Genomic DNA, 14,475 nt, shown 5'->3' with positions numbered 1-14,475 from the left:
GGTTCTGGCAGGCTTCGACACCCGCCACGATACGCCGCCTTCTCAGGCCCCATCACCCATTTTCAGCCATAGCCCGAAATGCTCGGATCGACACCCCAAGTTTTGTTACCTCAAAGCCGCAGTTTAGGCCGCTTGCCGAGGAAATTATTGAGATTGCTAACCGATGCCTGCAACTTGAACCTTCACACCGTCCTACAGCCGACCAGCTTGTAGAAATGTGTGCTGCACTCTGCTACACAGTGTCGGACCGGAAAATAGGTTCAGTCAAGAATTATCAGTACAACGCTTGGGGCTTTATTCGCACCTCCGGGGACGATGTTTTCTTCCACAAAGAAAGTGTTTTTGGGGAGCTACCAGAAGTCGACGAAAACGTTGTGTTTTCGTGTTATGATGGGGGGCAAGCGCCACGGGCGCTGCCCGTTCTGAAGCTCAAGTGAGCTACAATTAATTATTTATAATGTCCGCTGATGGGGCCGGCATTGCCACCGGCTCGGGGCGCAGCGATTTCGGCTCACCGAAGTGAATCCCCGCATCGGGTGTCATGCTGAGCCGCGCACGTCCGACAGCGTTGGGTAGGCGCCGGGCCTTCGCTGCGACCCGCCTGACGGTCAGCAAAAAGCTGCCCCAGGTCCGCGCCGCGACCGTCCGCAAAGGGCCGAAAGAAACCATCCCCAACTACACCTCATCGCTTTTTTACGCTCGCAGGCTGCTTAGCCAGCGTGCGATAGATCGTCGGCCTTGAGACTGAAAACACCTCAGCTAGGTCACTGATCGAATATTCGCCGGTGTCATACATGCGGCGAAGTTCTTTCTGCTGGCGCTCGGTCAGCTTGGGTTTCTTGCCACGCAGCTTGCCCTTGGCCCGCGCGATCGCCATGCCCTCGCGGGTGCGCAGGCGGATCAGGTCGGCCTCGAACTCGGCAAAGGTGGCAACGATGGTGAAGAACATCTTGCCCATCGGGTCGGTAGGGTCATGTACGCTGGCGCCGAGTTGCAGCCTGACGCCACGCGCGGCCATCTCGTCGGCGATAGCGCGGGCATCGGGAACCGAGCGGGCGAGGCGATCCAGCTTCGGCACCACCAGCGTGTCGCCTTCGCGAACGGCGGCCAGAGCCTGATCGAGGCCAGGACGGGCGCGGTTCGTGCCGGTGAGGCCGTGATCGGCATAGATGCGGTCCTCGGCCACGCCAAGTTTCAGCAGGGCCTCCCGCTGCACAGCAAGGTCCTGCTTGTCGGTCGAACAGCGGGCGTATCCGATGAGAGTGCCAGTCATGGGCGAACTGTAACGTAAAGCGCCCCGTCATTGCAAAACAAACCGGACCAACCTAATGAGAATCGCGTTTATCCGTCAGGCAAGGGCTTCTGGCCGGTGCCGCACAGACGAGGCTCGCCGTCCGCTGAACGATCCCCTTGCGGACAGGCATTTGTTATCTCAGATGGTAACCCAAAGCCGCGAACTGGGCATCAACCCAAAGATGGTCGCAAAACTGCAGAGGCGGGCGACCGTCGAGGATATGACGACCGGGCCGCCGGAACCGTGCTCGAAGGCCCTCTCTGGGCATAAGCGGGGGGCTTGTGTGCCGTGTTAGCCAGACGATGTGAGGCTCAGCTGCCGCTTACACTGATCCAGTACGACCTGGAGAAAGAGATCAGTGCGACGGCTGCGCTTTTCGCGCCTAAGGGTACATGCGAGGAAGGGCACGGTAACCTCTGGTGGCGCGAGTGGCAGGCAGCGGAAACTGTCGTGATCCGCAAAGGACTCGACCGCGTGAACCGGCAAGAACCCAAGATAGAGGCCCGAACGGACGAGGGCGGAGATCACATCAATGTCGTTGGATTTCGTTGCCGGGACGAGGCCAAGCAACTGGGCACGCTGGTCGCTGGGCGATCCGTGGGTACGGGCCACATAATGCAATCCCTCCAACGCCTCAAGATCGAAGATGAGCCGGGGGTCGGCATGGAGAGGATGGCCCTCGGCGCAATATAGTCGCGCGCTTTCATGGAAGATCGGGGTGCTGATGATCTCGTCCGGATGCGGGCTGGCACCGAGAATACCCAGATGCACCTGGCGGCTTCGGATCTGGCGGATGATCTCGTCTGGCGTCAGAACCTTGCAGTCGATGACCAGACCGGGCGCCTTGTCCCGCATGATGCGGACGAGGGTGGGAAAGCCCAACAGAGGCGAGGACAGAATATGATTGACCACACCGATCCGCAGTGTTCCGGTCAGCCCATCGCGCATACCTTCCAGACGTTCGTCACAGATCGACAATGTTTCCGCCAGAAGGCAAGCCACGTCATAGGTAATCCGTCCGGGTGCAGTCAGCGCAAAGCCGCCCGGCCCACGGCTGCACAGATCCAGCCCCAACCTGATTTCGAGGTCCCGGACCTGCCGGCTGACGGTCGAAAGATCCAGGCCCAAGAACTCAGCCGCAGCCGACAAGCCGCCGCATTCGACCACGACACGAAAAACATCCAGGCGATGGATGTCCGCGCCACGCAGCTTTCGTAGTTTCGCGATCTTTGCCATGCTTGCATGTTTATACAAGCATACTGGCCGCTTCTATACTTTTTCCATTCCGGCCGCTTGCTATCCTTTGACAAGGACGTTGTGGAGGCGTCCGTGCAGGGAGAATCCGACAGATGAAACGTATTTTTCTAAACGGAACGCGGCGGGCCTGCCTGCTGTCTCTGGTGGTTGCAGGATCTGTCCTGACCGCGCCGTTCGCCGCTCGTGCCGAAGGCAAGGTCGAGGCGATCCGCGCTGCTGGCGTCGTCACCGTCGGCACCGAGGCGGCCTATGAACCGTTCGAATTCATCCAGGACGGCAAGATTACCGGTTACAGCAAGCAGATCCTCGACGCCGTGGTCGAGGATTTGGGCGTCAAGCTCAACCAACTCGACCTGCCGTTTCAAGGTATTCTGCCCGGCCTGCTGGCCAAAAAATTCGATTTTGTCGCAACCTCGGTGTCGATCAACGAGGAGCGGGCGAAGAAATACGCCTATACCCGCCCGATCGGTACCGTCCAGACTATTGTTCTGGTGCGCGCCGACAACGAGGATATCCATTCCGAGGCTGACCTCGCTGGCAAGATCGTCGCGACGCAACTGGCATCCGCCGAACAGCCGGTGGTCGAGGAGTTCGATCGACAGCTGACTGCCGACAAGGGCAAGGGCTTTGCCGACCTCAAGCTGTTCCAGGCCTTTCCAGAAACCTATGCCGCCGTAGGATCAGGGCAAGTGGATGCGGCGCTGATCGGCTCGAACGGTGCTGCGGTACTGATGGCGCGGCAGCCAGGCAAGTTCCGCATTGCCGGCGAAGTCGGCGAGCCACGCTACCTGGCTTGGGTAACGAATGCCGATGACACCGATCTGCGCGACTATCTCAACACGGTGATCGGCGAACTAATCGATAGTGGCAAGATGGCGGAGTGGCAGCGGGAGTGGTTCGGGTTCGAGATGGACCTGCCCTCCGAAGGCTACCTACCCGAAGGCGCCCTCTGACCTCGCGACAGACCCAAAAGTGAGTCGGGCATTGTCCGCCCCCGGTGGCGGACATCCTGGCCCATTCCGGCCCCATTCGGAAAGGACATCCCATGCTTGCCGAGACGCTGGCCCATTGGCCGCAGTTTCTCAAGGGCTTGATGATGACGATCGGCCTGTCGCTTCCCGGCTTCCTGTTCGGGCTGGTCATCGGTCTGCTGTTGTTGGCTATGCTGCGAGCACGGTTCGCGCCGCTGCGCTGGCTGGCCAGCATCTATATCAGCTTTATCCGTGGTACGCCGCTGCTGGTACAGATCTTCTTCGTCTATTACGCGCTTCCTGGTCTGATCGGCGTGAACATGCCGGCGTTTTTTGCCGGATTCCTCAGCCTCAGCCTCAACAGCGGCGCCTTCGTCACCGAGATCTTCCGTGGTGGGTTAAGCAGTCTGCCACAAGGCCAGTGGGAGGCCGCCGATGCACTGGGCCTCAGCCGGATGACGACATGGCGGCGAGTTATTCTGCCGCAGCTATTCACCCGCATCCTGCCGCCGCTGACCAACGAATTCACCATGTTGGTCAAGGCCTCGCCATTGCTGTCGGTCATCACCGTGGTTGAACTGACGCGCTCGGCGCAACTGGTGCTGCAGCAGACCTACCTGCCGGTCGACGCCTATTTTGTCGCCGCCATCCTCTATTTCGTTGTCCTCGCCGCGCTGAGTCATCTGACACGGCGGATGGAAAGCCGGTCGGAAAGGGCACGGGCATGAGCTTCGATATCTCCGTCATCATCCAGGGCCTGCCTCTGTTGGCCAAGGGCCTTGGCTATACGCTGCTGATCTGCGGCATCGCGCTGCCGGTGGGTTTTGTGATCGGGACGCTGTGCGCGCTGGCGCGGCTGTCGGGCAGACGCTGGTTGAAATCGCTGGTAATGATCTATGTCGAGATCATTCGTAACACGCCGTTCCTGATTCAGATCTATCTGATCTTTTTCGTCCTTCCTCAGATGGGAATCCGGCTGGAAGGGGTGGTCGTCGGCATCATTACCCTGGCCATCTATTGCGGCGCCTATTTTGCCGAGAATGTGCGCGGCGCTATTCAGACCATCCCGCGGGGACAGACCGAGGCTGCGGAGGCGCTCGGCATCAGCTACTGGACGACACAGCGACGTGTGATTTTCCCGCAGATGCTCAGCTATCTGATCCCGACCACCTCGAACCTGACGCTGACGCTGATCAAGGAATCTGCGGTGCTGTCGGTCATCACCGTGCCGGAACTGACCTACCAAGCGCAGGTTATCATCGGCCGCACCTTTGCGCCGGTCGAAGGCTTCACCGCCATCGCCTTGATCTACTGGGGGCTGAATTCGCTGGTCGCCTTCGGGCTGAGGCGGTGGGAGCGTCATGCCTCGCGCTATCTGACCGCCCGCGATCATGCCACCAGTGGGGACGGCCAGCCGGTGGCTATTCCGTTCCCCGCCGACCGCTGACCTCTTCCGCCCCCGACATCCTGAAAGGAACCCAGATGACCACCCCGCTGATCGCCCCGCCCCGGCGTGAATTTCAGAGCTTTCACGACTTTCCCATTGTCACCGACCTCGACGCGCTGCAAGCGGACATTGCCATCCTCGGCATCCCTTACGGCGATCCCTACTCCATGGCCGAGGTCAGCAACGACCAGTCCAACGCGCCGACCCATATCCGCCGTTATTGCGAGCGCGCGCTGCGTGGCCTCGATCGCTATGACTTTGATATCGGCGGAACTATGCTGAATGGGCGCGACATCAAGGTCGTCGATTGCGGCGATGTCGTCGGCCAGGCCAAGGATATTTCCGGTAACCATGCCCGTTCCGAGCAGGCGGTCCGCAAAATCCTTGCAGCCGGGGCCATGCCGATCATTCTTGGCGGCGACCACGCTATCCCGATCCCGGTTCTGCGCGCATTCGAAGGGCGCGGCCCGATCACGCTGATCCAGATTGACGCCCATGTGGACTGGCGCGACCGGTTCCACGGCGTCGATGACGGGCTGTCCAGTGTAATCCGCCGCGCATCCGAACTGCCGCAGATCAAGGATATCTGGCAGATCGGCCTGCGCGCCGCCGGCAGTGGCCGCCCCGAGGAGGTACAGGCGGCGCTGGATTATGGCTCGCACCTGGTGCCCGACAGCGAGTTGCAGGAAGTCGGCATGCAGGCGATCCTCGACCGCATCCCCGATGGCGGCAACTACTACCTGACCATTGACGCCGATGGCGTAGATCCGACCATCATGCCTGCCGTAGCCGGCCCGGCACCGGGCGGGGTGAACTATGCGCAGATGCGAACCCTGATCAACAAGCTGGCCCGCAAGGGACGGGTGGTCGGCATGGATATTGTCGAAATCACCCCGGCCAAGGACGTCAACGGGATCACGGCCATCACCGCCGGACGCTTCATCTGCATGATGATCGGCGCTGCGGTCCGGGCCGGATATTTCGACTGAAACAACCCGGCACCGCTCAGGGGAGGAAATTCGAGATGACCAAGGATGGCTCGCAGATCGCGATCAGCATTCGGGACATGAGCAAGTGGTATGGCTCGTTCAATGTGCTGAAGAACATCAACCTCGAGGTGAAGGCAGGCGAGAGGATCGTGATCTGCGGGCCGTCGGGCTCGGGCAAATCGACGCTGATCCGCTGCATCAATCGACTGGAACAGCATCAATCTGGCACGATCACCGTGGATGGGGTCGAGTTGACCAACAGCACCAAAAATATCGCCTCGGTCCGGCGCGATGTTGGCATGGTGTTCCAGCAGTTCAACCTGTTCCCGCATCTGACCGTTCTGGAAAACTGTATCCTTGCGCCGACGACCACGCGCAAGATGCCGGTGGACGAGGCCAAGGCACTCGCCATGCGTTTTCTGGAGCGCGTCAAGATCCCCGACCAGGCCAACAAGTATCCCGTGCAGCTTTCGGGCGGTCAGCAACAGCGCGTCGCCATCGCCCGCAGCCTGTGCATGGAACCGCGCATCATGCTATTCGACGAGCCTACCTCGGCGCTCGACCCGGAAATGGTCTCGGAGGTGCTGGACGTGATGACCGACCTGGCACAGACCGGGATGACCATGCTGTGCGTGACCCATGAGATGGGTTTCGCACGCAAGGTCGCCGACCGGCTGATCTTCATGGATGCCGGACAAATCGTCGAGGAGAATGCACCGGAGGAGTTTTTCCGCAATCCGCGCTCGGACCGGGCGAGGCAGTTCCTCGCCCAGGTGCTGCAGCATTGAGCGGCAGGGGGCAGACGGTCCTGCCCGTCCACCATGACGGGTCGGCCGGCCTGTGTGACCTCGACGCCACCACGCTTGCCGGCTTGCTGCGTGCAAGGACGGTGAGCGCGGTCGAGGTCGTCACTGCGTATCTGGCTCGGATCGAGGCGATCAATCCTCTGATCAACGCCCTCGTCACCGTTGATGCAGCAGGCGCGATGGCGCAGGCGCACGCACTCGACGCGATGGCGGATGTCGGACACTTTGCCGGTCCGCTGCATGGATTGCCCGTAGCAGTGAAGGACATCTTCGCAACTGCCAATATGCGCACGACTTACGGCTCGCGTCTGTTCGCGAACCATGTGCCGAGCCATGACGCAGTCCATGTCGCACGGCTGCGCACGGCCGGCGCGGTGATCATTGGCAAATCGAATACGGCTGAATTCGCCTATGGTGCGCAGACCACAAACCCGCTGTTCGGCACCACCCGCAATCCTCATGATCTACAGAAAACCGTGTCAGGCTCGTCAGGTGGCGCGGCTGCCGCACTGGCGGCGGGGCTAGTTGCGCTGGCAGATGGCTCAGATCTCGGCGGCTCGATCCGGGCGCCGGCGGGGTTCGTCGGCATTGCGGGGTTACGCCCGACCTCGCGCCTCGTGCCACTGGCTGGAACTCCCATGCCCTTCGATGGTCTGAACGTCCCTGGCCCGATGGCGCGGAGAGTCGCAGACCTGCAGCTGATGCTGTCCGTCATGGCCGGGCCGTCGGACGCCGATCCGCTTTCGCAGGGCCTGGCGCCGCTGGTGGACAGACGGGGGCTCGCAGCTTTATCGGGGCTGCGCTTCGCCTGGTGCATGCGCCCGGCAGGCACCGCAATCAACGCCAGAATCCTGCGCGCCTTGGCGCCGGCGCGCGATCTGCTGGAGGTTGCCGGTGGCAGTATCCGCGACGCCGATCCGGACCTTGGCGATATGGTGGTCGCGCAACAGACCTTCCGCGACTGGTCGGCGCGCCTCGGGCCCGGAACGCTGGGGCAGCGTGACAAGCTGGGTGCGGAAATGCAGCGCACGCTGACCCGCGCCGATGCGCTGTGCGCCGAAGACCTGATGCGGGCAGAGGCCATCCGGGCGCGGGCCTGGGCACGGGTTACGGCGTTCTTCCAGGACCACGACATCCTGGTCTGGCCGACCAACTGCCAGCCACCCTATGGTGCCGAGGCCGATACCGCAAAGCTGGGCATCGACGAGGCACCGATTCTCATGACCCCGGCCCTTGGCTTGCCGGCATTGTCTATTCCATTCGGAGTAACCGAGGATGGTCTTCCCGCAAGTCTCCAATTTATTGGCCGAAGATACTCGGACCGACTTCTTCTCGATGTTGGCCAGCGGATCGAAGCGGCAATATCAGGAAGCCGAGGGTGAAGTGGTCGTCAACCATCCCCATGGTTGACGCTCCGGTGCGCCTCAATGCCGTGCAGGTAGATGTCGATCAGGTCTCGTTCAGCTTCATGGGTCAGCTCAGCCTTCGCCATGAAGCAGGCCCCTTTGCCGTGCTTCCTGACGTGCGGCCTCCAGCACCTCGGGCAGGGTCCGCTTGCTGATACCGCTTGCCTCGGCCCGCTCGATCAGGCTGCGCAACTCGGCAATGGCGCTTTCCCGGCTTTCCTGATCGCGCCGCACAAGGTCGCGGAAATATTCGCTGACGTTGCCGTAGCGCCCGACACTGATCTGCGCCTCGACCCATTCATCTGTTCAGGCATCGAAATGGTAAGTCTGGACATGGAAGGCCCTCCCTTCACGTCGAAGCATAATTGTTCATACTTTATCCAGTAACAACCCCTTCACGCGCCCTCGGAAACCTCGCGCAGAAGGTCATCGCGGTCCCACACCCGCTCTGCAAGCTGGCGATAAAGCTGCCCGCGCTCGTCGATGTCGGCTTTCTTGAAGGATGGCCGTGCCTTGAATGGCAGGGCTGAAGCCCCGACGAACCGCAAAAAGCCGGGGTTGTGGCTGTAGCAGTCTTCGTGCAGCGAATGCGCCAGCAGGTTCTGCGTGCGGTAGTGTTTCAGCTTTTCCTCATAGGGCAGGTCGCCATAGCTGGCGTTGAACGCCTTGGGCAGCAACAGTAAGCCACCGATCCGGTTGCGGTATTCCGCGAAATCAGCCGCGTGGCCGAACTCTGTATGGCGTTCGGGGTGGTTGGCCCAGATGTGCTCGACCTCGTAGCGCACCTTCCCGTCCCCGATATATTCTGAATACCGCGATGCCTGGCCGGATTGCGTCTCTACATGATCCGTCAGACGCGCCAGAATCCGATGAATCGCATAGCGGTTCTGCTGATGGACCTTGAGGCGGTCGTTGCTGGCGAAGGTTTCAGTTTCCTTGCCCAGCAGCTCATGCAGCTTTTGGGCCAGCGGTTCAGGTGCCAGGCCACGAATGTCGCGCATGACCAGAAACATCGCATATTGCATCGTCGAATAGGCAATGCTCCGGCTGTTCCACAGCCGCCAGGCCAGGAGGATGTCGATGAACCGCGACGTCAGCCGCAGCTTGGTCCTGACCACCTCCGGCTTGTCGTCGGGATGCAGCGGCGCCAGAAGAACCATGTTTTGCAGCGTGAACCCGTGCTGCGCGTTGTAATAGACATGCTCAAGGCCCGGCATCATCTGCTGCGACGCCTGGACCAGTTGCAGATACTGGCGGGCGTAAAAGTCAAAATCCCGGTCGATGAAGCGAAAGAAGTCCTCGCTTGACGTCAGGCCGATGCGGGGGCTGGCATCACGCAGCCAGCGGTGGAACTCCGTGCCGATCCGGTCGAACTCTTCGGGCCGGGCGCCCCGCTTGCGTTCGCGGATCTTCGAGGCGTATTGGCTGCGCAACCATGTCTTGAAGCAGTCCGCCGCCACCTCCTTGCCGGCGTTGTTCAGATCGGCGATCCGGTCACGCCAGCGGGCACTGGCCGCGTTGCGCTTGCTCTCGTCGATATTGGCCAGCAGATAACCCTTGAGCATGTCGGTCGGGCTGAGCGACAGCCCACGATCATTCATGGTCTCGAAGATCGTATAGGCGTCCTCGTCCGAATAGGCGGTGATCTCGACCAGATGGACGTTCTCAAGCAGCCAGTCCACGAAATAGGGCAGCGCGTGGCCATCCAGTTCGTCCGGCCAGGCTTCTTCCATGTCGTGATAGCGCGCAAACAGGTTCTGCACCGATTCCGACCGGTCGGACGGGTCGAACGCCTGCCCCTCGAACAGGGCCTGCATGCAGGCGTTGCGTTCGTCGATGTCGAGGTTGAAGGACTTCTTGCCGTATTTCTCCGACACGATCAGCTCGTCGATATTGACCTGCTGATCCTGCCCTTGCTGCATGTTGCGCAGCAGGATCAGCAGCAGCGTCAGGCTGGTCAGGCGCTGCTGGCCATCGACAATGAAATTCGCGCCGCCTTCCTTGCTGCTGATGATGATCGCGCCCACGAAGTAATGCGGGTATCGGCCACCCGGTCGCGCGCGTGCTCGGGGCGATATTCCTCAAGGAACTTTCCGGTGAGATCGTCGATCAGCTCGCGCGCCTGCTTTTCGCCCCATTTGTATTCGCGCTGATAATAGTCGATCGAATATTTCCTGCCCTTCAGCAGTTCGCGGATCGTCCGGGCCTTTCCCTCGATGCTGGCCATCTGTGCACTGTCTCCTGTCTCGCGCCTTGCTGGCGGGCGCTGTTCTTGTCTGCGGGTTGGATGGCTGCGTGTCCGGCCGGGGCGTCAGCCGAACAGCCGGGCCGAGAGGGCGGCGGCCACGGCCTCGGCGCGGGCGGTGCCGGCGTCGAGGGCATGGGCCATGGCCTCGATGCGGCGGGCCTGGGCGGCGAAGGCGGTTTGCAGGGGGAGAGGGGGGAGTAGAACCATGAATGAACGGATGCCTTCCTGGCTGATCTTGTAGGTTCCGTTGGTGGTCTTTGCAGCCATATTTATTTGAGATCGCGTGAAGCTCGTCGCCCACAAAGCGGACAAAAACGGTGGCTGTAAGCGGCCGGATACGCCACTAAGCGCAATCATCGTATCCGGAAAGGTCGTGTCCGGCATGTCAATGCTCGGAAATGCGCCCCGCCCGACGAGAGCTGGATTTCCATTGCCTCGGCAGATGAGGAAAGATGTGCGCGATACTGTCTGCTCGGGATGCGGCACTGCTGCGAACATGCTTTCCTTGATCGCTGCCGCGTCAAATCTCCCTCGCGTGATCGCGGACAATGTCAGGACTTTCCCTGCGACCTCACCGGCTTTGGATGGCGAGACGCCGTTGCGAAGTGCGACGCCAGTCAGATCTCCCAGCTTCACCACCTCCCAGCCTTTTGGGTTTGTGGCGGGGTCGCCGAAGGTTTGGGTGAAGAGGGCGGGGATGAGGGCGCGGGCGGCTTTGCGGGCGGTGTCGGCGCGGCGGCGGATCGCCTCGGCCCGGTCCAGCAAAGCCACGATCCGCCGTTGTTCATCGAGGGGTGGCAGGGGGATCTCGATCTTGGCAACACTCTTGGGCTGCGCCCGTAGCAGCGACCCGCCGACACCGGCGACGGTGCCCATGAACCGGGCGTGGAACTGATCGGTAAGCAGGAAATGCCGGATATAATCGCTCAGGAACGCTTCATGCCGGAAGATGATCCACTCGCTCGAAGCAATCTGCCGATGATCGTTGGCGACGGAAACCGTCCACGCCCGCCGAATATGGGGGACAATCTTTGACAGCAACACGTCGTCATTCTGGACCAGCTTTTTTGAAGAGCCGATTTCATGGCCGAACGCATGTTCCGGCTGGCCTGCATCATAAGACGGAATGCTCCAGAGCGTGAATCTTTCATCCGGGGCCTTGGCTGGATCAACGCTTGGCACGCGAGACGGCATCAAGTCGCCAAGCGGCACAGTCGGCCAGCCGCTCACGCCGCGCCCTCCTGCAATTCCTCGGCCAGTTCGTCGATCTCGGCGAGGATCAGCGCCACCTCGTCGCGCAGTTCGGTCAGCAGTTCGCCGGGGGCGCGGTGGGTGACGGCCTCGCGGCTTTCGGGGCGGTAGCGGGCGGCGGAGAGGTTCCAGTCCTCGGCCTCGATGGCCTCGGCCTCGGCGAACCACCACATTTCCCGCCACGGCGCAGCCGGGTCATGGGCCTGCCAGTCGGCGAGGCTTGCGCCGCGGTTGCGGAAGGCCGCGATCAGGCCGGGCAGGTCGTCGGCCTCGATGGGCTGGTCGTGGTTGGCGTCCAGCTTGAAGCCATCATTTGCGGCATGCAGGAACATCACCCGTTCGCTGCGCCCGCCTTGCGTGAAAATCAGCACGCTGGTCTTCACCCCCGAATAGGGCTGGAACACGCCGCCGGGCAGCGACAACACCGCCTCAACCCGGTTGTTCTGCATCAGCATCCGGCGCAGTTCCCGATGCGCGGTGGTCGAGCCGAACAGCACTCCCTCGGGCACGATGACGTCGCAGCGGCCACCCGGTTTCAGGTTGTCGATCATGTATTTGACGAACATCAGTTCGGTCGCGGTCGAGGTGCCGATCCTGACATCCTCGACAATGCGGTCACGGTCGATGCGCCCGGAAAACGGCGGGTTGGCAAGGATCACGTCATAGTCGTCAAGGGGCAGGTTCCGCTCGGCCTTGTCCTGCGCGTCAAGGCTGGTGGTCAGCACGTTGCGCTTGAGGATGCGCACATCGGGCAACCCGCGCAGGGCAAGGTTCATCGAGGCCAGGCTGACCATCTTGGGGTCAACGTCGTTGCCATAGAAGGTCGCGGTCTGAAGCTGGCGCCATTGCCGCGCATTCAGCCGGTCACCGATGCCGCGCGGGAAGCTCTTGCCGTCAAACTCGGCCTCGACGGTCCCGGCAGGCGAGGAATTGGCCAGGCGGATGTGTTCGTATGCCGCGACCAGAAAGCCCGCGGTGCCGGCAGCGGGGTCATAGACGGTCTCGCCGATCTGCGGGTCCACCAGTTCGGTGATGGCGCGGATGATGTGGCGCGGGGTGCGGAACTGGCCGAGTTCCCCGGCCTGCTTGATCTGGCGCAGGACGTGTTCGAACAGGTCACCCTTGGTATCGGGGTCGGCCTCCTCAAGCCGCAGGGCGTTGACCAGCGTGACGACCTGGCCCAGCACCGTCGGATCGTCGATGACGAGGCGCGCCTGCGCCATGAAGCCAAGGCCGAAATCATCGCCGATGCTGGCGAAGAAGGGAAACACCTCGTCGCGCAGAAAGGTGACAAGCGCGGCGCCGGAAAGCGCCTGCGCCCAGCTTGACCACCGCATCCGGGCGCGGGGAATGGTCTTGACGCCCTCATCCGGGGCGTTCAGCGGGTTTCGGATCGTCCAGTCGCCCGCGAAGAGCGAGGTGTAATCGCGCCCGGTGGCTTGCGACTGCCGCAGGTTGGCAGCGTCGATGCCCTCGATCATGTAGAAGAAGAACAGGAAGCTGAGCTGTTCGGCATTCGACAGCGGGTCGGGATAGCCGCCGCCATAAAGATAGTCGCGGATCTGATCGACCTTGCGGCGCATGTCGGGGGTAAAGGGCATTGTCGGGCTTTCAATGGGTCGGTTTGTCAGGGTGCAGTGTCGGGTGGTCGGCGGCATCGCCTACCGATGCAATGCCGAACACCGCCTTGTTCATCGAGGCAAGGGCGCGCGTCAGCCCGTCCTCACCGCCAAAGGCGGCACGCGCGCGTGCAAAGCCGCCATACATCGACAGCGGCGGCTGATCGAAGCGCCAGCTTTCAAATACCACCAGATCGGCGGCATTGGCCTTGATCTGCTCCTTGACCAGATGCAGCAGGCTGATCTGGTCGCTGTTGAAATCCTGCGTGCCAAGCCAGGTCTCGAACGCCGCGCCAAGGGCCTCGGCCTGTGCCTCGTCGGGGTCCAGAAAGGCGCGGCCGGTTTCGTCAACGGTCACCCATTCACGGGTTTCCGGGTCGATCTGATCGTCAACATCAAGGGTCAGCAGCCGGCGCGGCTGAGTTGGCGGACGCACGGGGGCGTTCGGTGACAATACCGCCCTCACCGGGGGATTCGTCATCGCCGTGATGCAGGGTGACGCCGGTAAAGTCCCAGATAGTGAAGCGGTCCTTGCCCGGCGCCAGCCGCGTGCCGCGCCCGCGCATCTGCTGGTAAAGGATCGACGAGCGCGTAAACCGCGCCATGACCAGATTGCGCACCTCCGGGCAGTCAAAGCCGGTATCGAGCATGTTCACGCTGACGAGGATCTGCGGGAAGGCTTCCTTCTTGAAGCGCCTGATCTTGGCCACGCCGTCGATGGTGTCATCGGGACCAAGGCCCGAGACCACGAAATCCGCATAGCGGGTGATGGGGTCCGGCTTCTTGTCGGCAAATTCGGCGTCGAACATACGCGCCAGCGTCTCGGCATGGCGCTTGGTCACGGCAAAGACGATGGTCTTGCCCGGTTCCGGCGCGCGCTTGCGCCCATGATCGTCCACATAGCCCTTTTCCAGCACCTCGCGAAACTCACGGACCATGGCGCGGTTGCGCTCGGGGATGGTGAATTTGCGCTCCAGCACGGTCGGATCAACGGTCAACGGGTCATGGTCGGCAAACAGCGCCTCCATCTCGGCCCGCGTCTCGTTATCGAGGGCACCCCAGTCAATATCGCTGCGCGCAACCGTGAAGCCCTCGGTCGCGGCGGTGCGGGCGGTCATGGCGCGATAGATCTGATAGGGGACCAGGTGCCCCTCGGCGATGGCCTGCGACATGGAATAGCTGAAGGT

The 14,475-nt window shown here is 61.8% G+C and carries 16 protein-coding genes; 7 read left to right on the top strand and 9 right to left on the bottom strand.

What is annotated here, in order from left to right; genetic code table 11:
• The coding region (locus tag WMK75_RS15935) for a hypothetical protein (RefSeq protein WP_347268597.1) at positions 1-437 on the top strand (437 nt) is incomplete at its 5' end.
• A gap of 245 nt (positions 438-682) precedes the next feature.
• Here the strand turns inward: WMK75_RS15935 and WMK75_RS15930 are convergent.
• Together WMK75_RS15930 and WMK75_RS15925 are read right to left on the bottom strand one after the other, a co-directional pair.
• A complete protein-coding gene (locus WMK75_RS15930; protein ID WP_347268596.1) occupies positions 683-1,273 on the bottom strand; it encodes a recombinase family protein in 591 nt (196 codons plus the stop codon).
• Positions 1,274-1,585: 312 nt separating this feature from the next.
• Entirely contained in the window at positions 1,586-2,530 is a 945-nt protein-coding gene (locus WMK75_RS15925; protein ID WP_347268595.1) for a LysR family transcriptional regulator, read from the bottom strand.
• Positions 2,531-2,643: 113 nt separating this feature from the next.
• Between WMK75_RS15925 and WMK75_RS15920 the strand changes: the two genes are divergently transcribed.
• From WMK75_RS15920 to WMK75_RS15895, 6 genes are all read left to right on the top strand, one after another.
• Complete coding sequence (locus WMK75_RS15920; protein WP_347268594.1) at positions 2,644-3,504, top strand: transporter substrate-binding domain-containing protein; 861 nt, start codon at positions 2,644-2,646, stop codon at positions 3,502-3,504.
• A gap of 92 nt (positions 3,505-3,596) precedes the next feature.
• Complete coding sequence (locus WMK75_RS15915; protein WP_347268593.1) at positions 3,597-4,250, top strand: amino acid ABC transporter permease; 654 nt, start codon at positions 3,597-3,599, stop codon at positions 4,248-4,250.
• Positions 4,247-4,969: an amino acid ABC transporter permease gene (locus tag WMK75_RS15910; protein ID WP_347268592.1), complete on the top strand. Its 723-nt coding sequence runs from the start codon at positions 4,247-4,249 to the stop codon at positions 4,967-4,969. The genes WMK75_RS15915 and WMK75_RS15910 overlap by 4 nt, the downstream gene beginning before the upstream one ends.
• A gap of 35 nt (positions 4,970-5,004) precedes the next feature.
• Positions 5,005-5,958 carry an agmatinase gene (locus WMK75_RS15905; protein WP_347268591.1) on the top strand — a complete coding sequence of 318 codons (954 nt, stop codon included), beginning with the start codon at positions 5,005-5,007 and terminating at the stop codon, positions 5,956-5,958.
• Positions 5,959-5,993: 35 nt separating this feature from the next.
• Complete coding sequence (locus tag WMK75_RS15900; protein ID WP_347268590.1) at positions 5,994-6,746, top strand: amino acid ABC transporter ATP-binding protein; 753 nt, start codon at positions 5,994-5,996, stop codon at positions 6,744-6,746.
• On the top strand, positions 6,743-8,146 hold the full coding sequence (locus WMK75_RS15895) for an amidase (protein WP_347268589.1): 1,404 nt from the start codon (positions 6,743-6,745) through the stop codon (positions 8,144-8,146). Before WMK75_RS15900 ends, WMK75_RS15895 begins: the two co-directional genes overlap by 4 nt.
• Before the next feature lie 96 nt (positions 8,147-8,242).
• Here the strand turns inward: WMK75_RS15895 and WMK75_RS15890 are convergent, their stop codons facing one another.
• From WMK75_RS15890 to WMK75_RS15860, 7 genes are all read right to left on the bottom strand, one after another.
• The gene (locus WMK75_RS15890) at positions 8,243-8,452 is read right to left on the bottom strand and encodes a type II toxin-antitoxin system ParD family antitoxin (RefSeq protein WP_347268598.1); all 210 of its coding nucleotides are present in this window, start codon (positions 8,450-8,452) and stop codon (positions 8,243-8,245) included.
• A 113-nt stretch (positions 8,453-8,565) separates the two neighbouring features.
• Positions 8,566-10,197 carry a DUF262 domain-containing protein gene (locus WMK75_RS15885; RefSeq protein WP_347268588.1) on the bottom strand — a complete coding sequence of 544 codons (1,632 nt, stop codon included), beginning with the start codon at positions 10,195-10,197 and terminating at the stop codon, positions 8,566-8,568.
• Positions 10,128-10,397, bottom strand: coding sequence for a DUF262 domain-containing protein (locus WMK75_RS15880; protein WP_347268587.1), 270 nt, complete (start codon positions 10,395-10,397; stop codon positions 10,128-10,130). The genes WMK75_RS15885 and WMK75_RS15880 overlap by 70 nt, the downstream gene beginning before the upstream one ends.
• Before the next feature lie 84 nt (positions 10,398-10,481).
• The gene (locus tag WMK75_RS15875; protein ID WP_347268586.1) at positions 10,482-11,648 is read right to left on the bottom strand and encodes a hypothetical protein; all 1,167 of its coding nucleotides are present in this window, start codon (positions 11,646-11,648) and stop codon (positions 10,482-10,484) included.
• Positions 11,645-13,270, bottom strand: coding sequence for an N-6 DNA methylase (locus WMK75_RS15870; protein WP_347268585.1), 1,626 nt, complete (start codon positions 13,268-13,270; stop codon positions 11,645-11,647). The genes WMK75_RS15875 and WMK75_RS15870 overlap by 4 nt, the downstream gene beginning before the upstream one ends.
• 10 nt (positions 13,271-13,280) lie before the next feature.
• The gene (locus tag WMK75_RS15865; RefSeq protein WP_347268584.1) at positions 13,281-13,724 is read right to left on the bottom strand and encodes a type I restriction-modification enzyme R subunit C-terminal domain-containing protein; all 444 of its coding nucleotides are present in this window, start codon (positions 13,722-13,724) and stop codon (positions 13,281-13,283) included.
• Positions 13,684-14,475 (bottom strand): helicase-related protein (locus WMK75_RS15860; RefSeq protein ID WP_347268583.1); only part of this gene is annotated, 792 nt, incomplete at its 5' end. The genes WMK75_RS15865 and WMK75_RS15860, both read right to left, overlap by 41 nt.

The sequence above is a fragment of the Paracoccus sp. (in: a-proteobacteria) genome (assembly GCF_039808215.1).
In the GTDB taxonomy this organism is placed as follows: domain Bacteria; phylum Pseudomonadota; class Alphaproteobacteria; order Rhodobacterales; family Rhodobacteraceae; genus Paracoccus.
This window is presented reverse-complemented; position numbering and strand designations above follow the sequence as displayed.